The 10,173-nt window shown below is 61.6% G+C and carries 11 protein-coding genes and 1 tRNA gene; 3 read left to right on the plus strand and 9 right to left on the minus strand.

All coding sequences use genetic code 11. From position 1 onward, the window contains the following. Positions 1 to 12 precede the first annotated feature (12 nt). Entirely contained in the window at positions 13 to 417 is a 405-nt protein-coding gene (locus B2V90_RS11820; RefSeq protein ID WP_293921401.1) for a PilZ domain-containing protein, read from the minus strand. Positions 418 to 653: 236 nt separating this feature from the next. After that, positions 654 to 998 (minus strand): DNA-directed RNA polymerase subunit omega, encoded by a 345-nt coding sequence (gene rpoZ / locus B2V90_RS11825; RefSeq protein WP_009820754.1) that lies wholly within the window; start codon positions 996 to 998, stop codon positions 654 to 656. A 90-nt stretch (positions 999 to 1,088) separates the two neighbouring features. Here rpoZ and B2V90_RS11830 point away from each other — a divergent pair, with 90 nt between their 5' ends. Beyond that, complete coding sequence (locus B2V90_RS11830) at positions 1,089 to 2,327, plus strand: phospholipase D-like domain-containing protein (protein ID WP_228221853.1); 1,239 nt, start codon at positions 1,089 to 1,091, stop codon at positions 2,325 to 2,327. Positions 2,328 to 2,367: 40 nt separating this feature from the next. On the opposite strand, the gene B2V90_RS11835 is transcribed toward B2V90_RS11830, so the two are convergent. From B2V90_RS11835 to ald, 6 genes are all read right to left on the minus strand, one after another. Next, entirely contained in the window at positions 2,368 to 2,748 is a 381-nt protein-coding gene (locus B2V90_RS11835) for a hypothetical protein (protein WP_228221854.1), read from the minus strand. Positions 2,749 to 2,922: 174 nt separating this feature from the next. Continuing rightward, a complete protein-coding gene (locus B2V90_RS11840; protein WP_228221855.1) occupies positions 2,923 to 3,477 on the minus strand; it encodes a hypothetical protein in 555 nt (184 codons plus the stop codon). Next, entirely contained in the window at positions 3,474 to 4,823 is a 1,350-nt protein-coding gene (locus tag B2V90_RS11845) for a HAMP domain-containing sensor histidine kinase (protein WP_323132796.1), read from the minus strand. The genes B2V90_RS11840 and B2V90_RS11845 overlap by 4 nt, the downstream gene beginning before the upstream one ends. Next, the gene (locus B2V90_RS11850) at positions 4,816 to 5,526 is read right to left on the minus strand and encodes a response regulator transcription factor (protein WP_009820749.1); all 711 of its coding nucleotides are present in this window, start codon (positions 5,524 to 5,526) and stop codon (positions 4,816 to 4,818) included. The genes B2V90_RS11845 and B2V90_RS11850 overlap by 8 nt, the downstream gene beginning before the upstream one ends. Positions 5,527 to 5,718: 192 nt before the next feature. Continuing rightward, a complete protein-coding gene (locus B2V90_RS11855; protein WP_228221857.1) occupies positions 5,719 to 6,549 on the minus strand; it encodes a sulfite exporter TauE/SafE family protein in 831 nt (276 codons plus the stop codon). 349 nt (positions 6,550 to 6,898) lie between these two features. Beyond that, positions 6,899 to 8,014 carry an alanine dehydrogenase gene (ald, locus tag B2V90_RS11860; protein ID WP_228221873.1) on the minus strand — a complete coding sequence of 372 codons (1,116 nt, stop codon included), beginning with the start codon at positions 8,012 to 8,014 and terminating at the stop codon, positions 6,899 to 6,901. Between the two features lie 156 nt (positions 8,015 to 8,170). Here ald and B2V90_RS11865 point away from each other — a divergent pair, with 156 nt between their 5' ends. Then, complete coding sequence (locus tag B2V90_RS11865; protein WP_228221858.1) at positions 8,171 to 8,644, plus strand: Lrp/AsnC family transcriptional regulator; 474 nt, start codon at positions 8,171 to 8,173, stop codon at positions 8,642 to 8,644. Here B2V90_RS11865 and B2V90_RS11870 read toward each other — a convergent pair. Next, positions 8,628 to 9,521 carry a peptidylprolyl isomerase gene (locus B2V90_RS11870; RefSeq protein ID WP_228221859.1) on the minus strand — a complete coding sequence of 298 codons (894 nt, stop codon included), beginning with the start codon at positions 9,519 to 9,521 and terminating at the stop codon, positions 8,628 to 8,630. The genes B2V90_RS11865 and B2V90_RS11870 overlap by 17 nt on opposite strands. A 153-nt stretch (positions 9,522 to 9,674) precedes the next feature. Between B2V90_RS11870 and B2V90_RS11875 the strand changes: the two genes are divergently transcribed. After that, positions 9,675 to 9,765 (plus strand) — tRNA-Ser (locus B2V90_RS11875). Positions 9,766 to 10,173: the final 408 nt, after the last annotated feature.

The raw sequence follows: 10,173 nt of genomic DNA on the forward strand, positions 1-10,173 counted from the left end.
GGACGCCTGGCTTTAGCCAGTGACGCGTAACCCGAAAACAGCACGGCGGTCGGTCGGGCGGACCGTGCCATGCGAAGATGCTTTCGCCTGCCCGGGATAATCCGATGTCAGCGCAGACGCATAGACCGGCTTGTCCGGAGCCTTTTCAGGACCGGTCGCCTTCATCACCTCGTCGACATTTATGGGTTTGTCGAACGCAACACCAAATTGGGCGTCGCCGCACCATACGACGCGTGCGGGAATCGTGAAACGCCCGCGCGTCAGGATGATCTGGGTGCCGACGTCAAGCATAGGCCCCTGCACCTTGGCGCCACCGGCAGAAATATCCCGTATCCGCACAAGCTGGACATCCGATGTATCATTTTCGGTCTTCAGGCTCGCGGCCATGAAGACGTTGGAGCGTTTGGGACGATCCATGATCTTTCTCGCAACTGGCGGCGCGGATGAGACGCCCTGCGATCGCTTGCGCCGTCCGTCCCACCATGGCGGGACAATGCGACCCGGGTCGGCTGCTACAGGTGGAACGAATGGACAAGGCCAAAAGGTTCCGTTTCGATCACCAAACTATAGCAACGACGAAGCCCCGTAAAGGTCGGGGCCCGGTCCTGCTTGCGCAGGCCGGGCCCCATTCCCTCTCCAAACGGGTTCAGCGATCAGCCGTCGTAATCGCCACCGATATTCTGGTTGCGCGGCGGAGCAGCAGCGGTCAGGCGCAGCGCCTCCGCCGACTGAGCGATCGAGCCAATCTCATCAGGCGTGTCGTCATCATCGATCTGCACCTTCTGCAGCGATCCGATCAGCGAATCATGCAGCTCATCGGGAAGGACGGTTTCTTCCGCGATTTCGCGCAGGGCAACGACAGGATTCTTGTCGCGATCGCGATCCAGCGTAAGTTCGGCGCCGCCCGAAATTTCGCGGGCGCGCTGAGCAGCAAGAAGGACCAGGTCAAAACGATTGGTAACCTTGTCGACGCAATCTTCGACGGTGACGCGGGCCAAACAGGGCCTCCTGAATACAACGAATGGAAAAGCGTGAACCGGGCAGCTAGCAGGCTCGGGACAGAGAGTCAATGAAAAGGCCATTAAGCCATGGCCATAACGGCCAGGAACGGGCATGAGGCCGCTATGGCGACAGCAAATCTTCGTCCCGATGCTGACGGCGAGCCTGACATATCGGCAACGCTGGAGGGCAATCGCCTGCGCCTCATCACGCGTGGAGCCGCGCTGAGAGAGGCGCTCATCGCCCTCATCGAGGGTGCCAACTACAGCCTTAAACTTTATTATTATATCTTCGCCGATGACGCGAGCGGCGCGATGGTGCGCGACGCGTTGAGCGATGCTGCGCGGCGCGGCATATCGGTGACGCTGATGATCGACGCATTCGGGTCGGGCAAAACGCCAGACAGTTTTTTTACGCCGCTGATCGAGGCCGGAGGGCATTTCGGACGCTTTGGCGCGCGGCGATCGACGCGATATCTCATTCGCAACCATCAAAAGATGGCCATCGCCGACGATGCCCGTTTGTTGATCGGCGGGTTCAACGTGGAAGACGGCTATTTCGGCATTCCTCGAGAGGATTGCTGGCGGGATTTGGGCCTATTGGTCGAGGGCGAGCAGGTGGAGGCCATGACCCGCTGGTATGGCGGCCTGTGGCGGTGGGTCTCAACGAAACGGCAACGGTTCAGGACATTGCGCGCGATGGTACGGCAATGGCATCCGGCGCTGCACTACGATGAGAGTTCAGCGTTTCGATGGCTGATTGGTGGCCCCACAAGGCGGCTTAGTCCCTGGGCGCAGGTCGTGAAGCAGGATCTTCAAAAGGCGCGGCGCGTCGATATGGTCGCCGCCTATTTTTCCCCCGGACGGGGCATGCTGAAACGTATCGCACGCGCCGCCAAAGCGTCAGGCGCGCGCATCATCTTGCCGGCTGTTTCGGATAACGGAACAACTGTCGCGGCGGCGCGACTTTTATACGGTCCGTTGCTCCGGCGCGGTGTCGAAATTGCGGAATATCAGCCCTGCAAGCTCCACACGAAACTTCTCGTCATCGACGATGCCGTGTTTGTCGGATCCGCCAATTTCGACATGCGCAGCCTTTTCCTGAACCTTGAGGTCATGCTGCGGATCGAGGACAAGGCGTTCGCTGACCGGGTCCGGGATTTGATCAGTAGGGAAATGCGCGACAGCCGGCCTATCGATCTGAAACAGTATCAGTCCAGCCGCAGCGGTATCACCCTGGTAAAGCAGCTCATCAGTTATCTGCTGGTCGGCATATTGGATTATACCGTGACGCGGCGATTGAATTTCCGCAATCTGGATGCCGATTGAGGAGGGACGACATGCCCGCTCCTCAATCGTTCCGGCCGATTTATCGGCCGTTATTGGCCAGCACGCGCACCTGACCGATCGGATAGCCCTTTTCCGCCATTTCCTTGGCATAATCGCCGCGGGCGTCGGCCAGTTCGGCCCGATATTCGTCCCAGGCGTCACGATTATCCTCCGCGTCCGAAGAACGGCGTAAATCCTTGGTCAATTCCTTACGTGCCTCGGCGAGATCGGTCTGGTAATTGAACCAATAGTCATTTTCTACGCCGGCGATCGGGGTCTGGTAGACCAACTGGTCCTCGACCTGAGCCAACTGCTCTTCATAGCTGATCGGCCCCTCCGGGCTTTGCGCCGCAGCGCCAGCAGGGAGGATCGCGGGTGCAAGGCCCAACAGGGCGGCGGCAAGAAACGTCGAACGAGTCATCGGTTCTTCTCCTCTTTGCTGATCTGAACCATGACTGGCACAACGCGCCAACCCGCACATTTTGAGCCTGAACGAATGTGCAGAATGGATAGACCGAGCCCGAGCGGAGACAGGCGGAGTGACTAACACCCGCCCGGCATCGCCATGTTATGCCATAGAGTCAGAAACTTAAGCCTATCTGACCAGCAGATAGAAACTGGCCGACGCCTCTCCGACATTTTCAATCACGATGCTGTAGCGGTCGGTGAACAGCGGCATCCAGGCGCAATCCGCCTGGGGACCGCCGACGGCCTTCTGGCACAAGGTTTCGCCTTGCGCGCCCTCCACCCGGATCGACAAATGGCCGCTTCCCTCTCCCACAGGCGCCACCATGATCTGCGCACGCTGGCCGCCAAGGAAAAGCTGCCGCATCGTCATGCTGCCACCGGGCACAAGCGATCCGCGACGATAGGCGGGACCCAGAGCGCGCCCACGAAAGGGCGGCATATCGCCAGTCGCGCCAACACCTTGCGCCTGCCTGCGCCAGAGCGCTGCAAGATCCTCCTGCCCCCGCGCCGGCGCTGCGCCCAGCACCGACAGCATCCGCGCTTTCCGACCGAGCGATGCGCTGTCGCCCTGCGCCTGCGCGGCCTCCCCTTCGACCAGCGCACGCAATATGGGATCGGACGGACGAGGATCGGCGGGTGACGCCACCGCGGCGAACAGCAAGGGCAACAGGACGGTGATCACAGGTCATCCTCCGGCCGGACGACAAAACGCGCGCCTGGCTCCGCATCCTCGACATGGAGCGAAAGCCCATGCCGCTGCGCGATCGCCAGCGCAAGCGCAAGCCCCAGACCATGACCGCCGTCCGCCGCCCCATCCAGACGAACATAACGCTCAAATATTCGCTCGCGGTCCGCCGCAGGGATACCATCGCCATCATCCTGAACGATGATGCGCGGCCCGGCAGACAGTTCGAGCGACACGCTACCGCCGCTGGGCACATATTTGAAGGCGTTGTCGAGCAGGTTCGACATGAGGCGCATCATCTGCATGGCATCGGCGCGCAACCGGATGCCGGGCGCAATGCGGGCATAAAAGCCTATCCCCAATTCTTCTGCGCTTGCACCGTAGAGATCGGCCAGATTTTCCGCGATCTCGCTCAAGCTGACCTCCGCCAGGCCACGCATGTCGCCGCGCATCGCCTGCGTGCCGGCAATGTCGAGCAGGGAATCGAGCAGGCGCACAACGCTGCGTATCTCGGCTCTTGACCGCTCCAGCGTTGCCAGCAGCAGATCGTCTTGCGCCGCCTCCATCGCCTTGAGGATGCGCGTATCCAGATGCATGAGCGGGGTGCGAATTTCATGCGCCGTTTGGTCAGACACAGCGCGCTGCGCCTCGATCAACCGTTCGACCTGGTCAAGCATATCGTTGGTATTGGACGCCAATTCCGTAAGTTCGTCGCTGTCCCCCGCACCCGGCACGCGCGCTTCGATATGACCGGCACGGACCGCGGCGAAGGTGGCGTTCACGGCCTCCACCCGATTGCGTAGGCGTCGAGCGGCGAAATGGCCCGCGACAAGGCTGAGCCCCGCGATCAGCGCGCCCGCCGTCGAGAAAGCCATTGCCAGCCGTGCAAGCAGCGCCTGCCCGCGATAGTCGCTGCGCCCCACCACCAATTGCATGTCCGGACCAAGCCGCGTCGCCCGCGCGAACATGCGCTCGCCTTCGGCCAAGGTGACGAACCGGGCTTCCGATATGTCGGGCGCAATGCGCGGCCAGTATGTCAGATTGCCAGCTATGCGATCACCATTGTCGCGGGCCAGCAGATACCAGACACGCTCGCCATCCTGGCGCTCTACCGCAAACCGGTCGGCAATTCGCGCCTTCAGGTCTTCGCCGCCGGCGCTGACGTAAATATCGGCAAGGCCGGCAAGGTCGGTATCAACCTCCCGCGCGAGCATGGCGCGCGCATCATTATCAACGATCTGACGCACGACGAGGAAGAGCGCCAATGTCGAAAGCAGGCTGACCAGCAACGCCGACATTGTGACCCGGCCGAAGATCGACCGGAAAAGGCCAGGCCTAGCCACGAGCCGCGTCTGCGCGAGCAATCAGCCGGTAGCCCGTCCCCCACACCGTTTCCAATACCGGTGTATCGAAGCCCTCCTCCAGCTTACGTCGCAAGCGGCCGACATTCACGTCAACGACATTGGTCTGCGGATCGAAACTCAGCTTCCAGACATGGCGCAGCAGCATTTCGCGCGTCACCACTTCTCCGGCATGATCCATCAAATAACGGAACAGTTCGAATTCCTTGGGCGACAGCGGAAGATGCCGTCCCTGCCGAAAAGCCGTACGCGCCTTCACATGACATTCGAGGTCGCCGAACAGCAGCACCGATTCATGGCTGCGACGGCTGGCGCGGCGCCAGAGTGCACGGACGCGGGCGACCAGTTCATCCGGTTCGAAGGGTTTGGCGAGATAGTCGTCGACGCCGCTTTCCAACCCCTCGACCCGATGTTCGCTGCGGCCCAAAGCCGACAGCATCAAGACCGGCGCGCCAATTCCTGCGAGACGCATGCGCGTGACAATGTCGATGCCCGACAGATGCGGCAACATGCGGTCAAGAATCACGACATCATGTCCGCCGCTGCCGGCGCGATTGAGCCCGGTTGGCCCATCGGCAGTCTGTTCCACCGTCATGCCCGCGGCGGTCAGAATAGCCGCGATCGTCGTGCGCGCCGCCTCGTCATCTTCCACCAGCAAAACGGAAATTTGATCAGACTGCCCCATGATCCCCCCGGCTTAGCCTTAACGGCAAAGCCCGCCAGTGACAAAGCCTGTTAGAGGGCGCGCGACCGGGCATCGTTTCGGCCATGGCTTAATCTGCCCACGGGATGGCGCATCCGCTCTGCCCATCCCTCCTTCAACGAAAAACGGCCACCGTGCCGGCAGCCGTTTTCGCACATTTGATGATCGAGCAGATTACATGTTGAGCCCGTTGCGCAGCATCAGCAGGCCGATGATGAGCAGATAGACGCCGAAAATCTTTTTCAGCGGCCCCGCCGGCAGGCTGTGCGCCGCAGCGACGCCCAGCGGCGCGGTCAGCATCGACATAGACGCAATCGCCAGCGTTCCGGGGATGTTGATATAGCCCAGCGACCCCCAGGGCAGACCCGTTTCCTTAAGACCAATGATGGCAAAGCCAATCGTCGTGGGAATGGCGATCAATGTGCCGATGCCGGACGCCGTCGCGATAGCGCGGTGGATGGTCCGTCCGCACAGCGTCATCACCATGATCGCGATGGTGCCGCCGCCGATTCCGAGCAGCGAGGAAAACGTGCCGAGGCCACCGGCGATGCCGACCCGGACGATACCGGACGGCATCGTGTCGCTGACCACCTTGCCACTGACCTTGGGCAACAGGAAATTGAGCGACATCAGGACCACGCCGCCCCCGAAGATCATCTTGAGTGTGCGGCCATCGACATGGCTGGCGAGCAGGACGCCCGCGCCGCACCCCAGGATGATCCATGGCGCCCAAGCCTTGAGCACCTCAAATTCCACCGCCCCGCGTTTGGCGTGGGACATCAGCGACCGGATCGACGTGACGATGATGGTGGCGGCAGACGTGCCGATCGCAACGTGGGCGATGGCATCCTTGGTCCCGCCCAGCAGCGGCAGCACGACCAGCAAGGCCGGCACGACAACAAAACCGCCGCCAATGCCGAATATGCCTGCGGCAAAGCCGGCCAGAAGCCCGGCCGCCAGCATGGCGACAAGCGGCACCAGCCATGTCGTGATTTCAGCGGACATCACAGCCCCCCTGTCTGCGCAGGCCCGCCCGCGCGCATGTGGATGCCATCGCCCTGCGGGATCAAGGCGGCGAAAATGGGGTAATCGTCCATGATGTAAGACCATGCCTCTCTTCGGCGGAACCAGAATGCATGGGAGGCATGCGGCGATGTCCCCCTGCCCGCTCAACGAACGGGGACGGAGAACCCGCAACGAACTTCGCATCACGCCAGTTACAAACTGGAAACAATTGCCAGCCGGGCGCCGCGAGGCAAAACAAAAGCGCCAGCCCCGATGAAAGGGCTGGCGCTTTTCGCCACGGCGTCGGTGCACGCAGCGGTCGTTTGCCGGAATGAAGACCGTGCCAGGATCAGGCCACGGCGTCTTCCGCTGGCGTATAGGGAAGCCCCAGATCCTCAGCCACCGCCTGATAGGTGACTTTGCCGTCCCATATGTTCAGGCCGGCGCGCAGATGCACGTCGCGGCGCAGCGCCTCCTTCCACCCCAGCTCGGCAATCCGCAGCGCATGGGGCAGCGTGACATTGTTGAGCGCATAGGTGCTGGTGCGCGCGACCGCGCCGGGCATGTTGGCGACACAATAATGCACGACATCGTCCACGACATAGGTCGGGTCTGCATGGGTCGTCGGATGGCTGGTTTCGAAGCAACCGCCCTGATCGATCGCGACATCGACAAGAACCGCGCCCTTCTTCATGGTCTTGAGCATATCGGCGGTCACGAGCTTCGGCGCAGCGGCGCCAGGAATGAGAACCGCGCCGATCACCAGGTCAGCATCCGCCACGCAATCGGCGAGATTTGCCTTGTTCGAAAAGCGCGTCTTGGCCCGTGCTTCAAAATACATGCCCAGTTTTTCGAGCACCTCAGGGCTGCGATCCAAAATGGTGACGTCCGCGCCCAGGCCTGCCGCCATTTGCGCCGCATTGAATCCGACAACGCCGCCGCCGATCACCGCGACCTTGGCGGGCAGCACGCCGGGCACGCCACCCAGCAGCACCCCCCGGCCGCCATGCGCCTTCTCAAGCGCCGTCGCGCCCGCCTGGATCGCCATGCGGCCGGCGACCTGGCTCATGGGCTTGAGCAGCGGCAGGCCACCGCTTGCGTCGGTCACGGTTTCGTAGGCGATGCAGGTCGCGCCGCTGGCAATGAGGTCGCGGGTCTGGTCCGGATCGGGCGCCAGATGCAGATAGGTGTAGAGTATCTGGCCAGGACGCAGCATCGCGCGCTCTGCCGCCTGCGGCTCCTTGACCTTTACGATCATGTCGGCCGTGGCGAAGATTTCGGCGGCTGTGGCGACGATGTCGGCGCCCGCCTTGACGTAAAGATCATCGCCCGCGCCGATGCCGTCGCCAGCACGGGTTTCGACCAGCACGCGATGGCCATGAGCGGTCAGTTCATGAACGCTTTCAGGCGTCAACCCGACGCGATATTCGTGATTCTTGATTTCCTTGACGGTGCCGACGATCATCATGTCTCTCCGAAAACAAGGGGCAGCGCTCTGCTGCGCGTCCTTGAGCGTCAGCATAACGCAAAGCCGACGACGAGTGGTCCTGCATTTCCGGGTTGGAAAAAGGATTTAGTGAATGATATGCCGCGATACGGCTCATGATCGGGATGAGATTGCGTGGATCGGTTCGATATTGCCATACTTGAAGCGTTGCAAAGCGATTCCCGGCGATCGATGGCTGACCTGGGGGAACGGATCGGCCTGTCCGCATCCGCCTGCCATCGTCGGATCAAGGCAATGGAGGAAGCGGGTCTGATCGCCGGCTATGCCGCACGGCTCGACCCCAAGGTTCTGGGACTGGACCTCCAGGCTTTTGTCGAAATTTCGCTGACCAGCCAGAGCCGCGAGACCATGGATCGGTTCGAACACGCGGTGGCCGACTTTCCCGAAATATTGGAATGCCACCTGATGGCGGGACAGGCCGACTATCTGTTGCGCGTGGCCGCAGCGGACCTAAAAGGATTCGACGCCATCCACCGCGACTGCCTCGCCCGTTTGCCCGGCGTCTCCGCCATTCGCACCAGCTTTGCGATCCGCCGCATCCGCGACTGGCAGGGCTATCGCTTGCGCGGGCTCAGGGCGCCGGCCTGACCGGCACGGGCGCGTTGCAAAGATCGACGCCGCCCGCAGGTCGCTCGTAGAAATCATCCTTCCGGTTGGCGCGCAGGCGCAGATACGCCGCAAAGCTGGGCGATGTGGTATCCATTTGCTGGAAATGCGGTTGCTGCGCAGCGGGCAGGTCGCTCGCCAAGCGCATGGACAATATTGGCACCGGGCGCTCTGATCCTGTGTAGAAGCCCAACTCCCCCGATCCGCGCGGCAGGCTGGACAGATGCGCCGTCCCGTCGATCACCCGTCCGACAACCGCGATGTTGCGATCGAGCTGACGCGGGGCCTGACCGATCACCGTATAAAGTTCCGCGCCAGTACCCGCGTCTGGCGACAGGTTGCGCCCGACCCCGACATAGCCATAGCAATGCGGCAGCCAGGCGGCATTTCCATCCATCGCTACCGGCCAGCCCGCAACGAAACCGGTCTTTGGCGCATAGGCATCGGGATAGGGCAAGGGCGTCACGCGCAGTCGTCGATTGGCAAGGGGCAACGCATAATCGGCGGCGCTGGTCTGCAGAAGCCCGGCGGGCAACGGCTTTTTTTCGGTCGCGTCGCCCCATTGCGCGACATAATTATCCTGCACCCGATTGATGCTGGTCCCGTCCCACCAGTGCGCCCGGGCGAGTGTGCGGATATTGGCGACGTGGCGTGGGGCCATGGCCGGGGCAAGCTGGACGATGACCTGTGCGCCGCCATCGATCGTCATGACGATCAAATCTTCCGTAGAAATGTCTGCCCAAGCGTCGGCAGGTGATGATGCGACAAGAGCGGCAGGCGTGGCTGACGGTTCGCCGGCCGCCTGAACGGTAACAGAGGCCAAGGCTGCGGTCAGCGCGATGCGAAGCGGACGGATCATCGGGCCATCAAACAAGGCCTATTCAACAAAGTAAAGCTCTGTTGCTGATGCCCCTTGCCACCTCGCCCGCCCCGCGATAGGGAGCCGCCTTCCAGTGCGATTGGATGAAAGAACCCGAATGATGCCGCTTGCAGCGGCAGCCGGGTTGCGTGCGGAGCGGTGGCCGAGTGGTCGAAGGCGCTCGCCTGGAAAGTGAGTATACGTCAAAAGCGTATCGAGGGTTCGAATCCCTCCCGCTCCGCCACCTAGTCATTCAGTGACAGAGAATTCAGCCATATGGCGGCTCAAAACGCGCAGTTGCGCCCCTTCCAGAATCCAAACCGTAGCGCAGAGAATTTTTCTCACTGAAAAAATCCGCATTTTATTGGGACTTTCTCCGGGCTAACTCGCCCCACTACGCTTGAGACACGCGGCCTGTTTTGCCCCCATCGTTTTCCCTGCTTCCCGTCGGTTTACAGGGAAAATGATGTAACTCGAAGCGATAGGCCCATTTTCTGGCTCTTAAAACCTCGGATCTACACGGCCTGGCGGAGAAATTCCCTGCTCGCGATAACAGGGAATTTAGACCAGCAAGGTCATTCGAAACAGCAGCTAAAGCGACGGAAAATAGCCGTTATCAGCCTAAACGCCTTGATCTGCCCCCACCGAGTGG

This window comes from Sphingobium sp. UBA5915, assembly GCF_002431195.1.
Classification (GTDB): Bacteria; Pseudomonadota; Alphaproteobacteria; order Sphingomonadales; family Sphingomonadaceae; genus Sphingobium; species Sphingobium soli.

What these genes read in the sequence shown, in the direction of transcription:
- B2V90_RS11820 (WP_293921401.1), bottom strand. Translation starts at nt 417, where the DNA reads ATGGATCGTCCCAAACGCTCCAACGTCTTCATGGCCGCGAGCCTGAAG.
- B2V90_RS11830 (WP_228221853.1), top strand. Translation starts at nt 1,089, where the DNA reads ATGGCCATAACGGCCAGGAACGGGCATGAGGCCGCTATGGCGACAGCA.
- B2V90_RS11835 (WP_228221854.1), bottom strand. Translation starts at nt 2,748, where the DNA reads ATGACTCGTTCGACGTTTCTTGCCGCCGCCCTGTTGGGCCTTGCACCC.
- B2V90_RS11850 (WP_009820749.1), bottom strand. Translation starts at nt 5,526, where the DNA reads ATGGGGCAGTCTGATCAAATTTCCGTTTTGCTGGTGGAAGATGACGAG.
- B2V90_RS11855 (WP_228221857.1), bottom strand. Translation starts at nt 6,549, where the DNA reads ATGTCCGCTGAAATCACGACATGGCTGGTGCCGCTTGTCGCCATGCTG.
- ald (WP_228221873.1), bottom strand. Translation starts at nt 8,014, where the DNA reads ATGATCGTCGGCACCGTCAAGGAAATCAAGAATCACGAATATCGCGTC.
- B2V90_RS11870 (WP_228221859.1), bottom strand. Translation starts at nt 9,521, where the DNA reads ATGATCCGTCCGCTTCGCATCGCGCTGACCGCAGCCTTGGCCTCTGTT.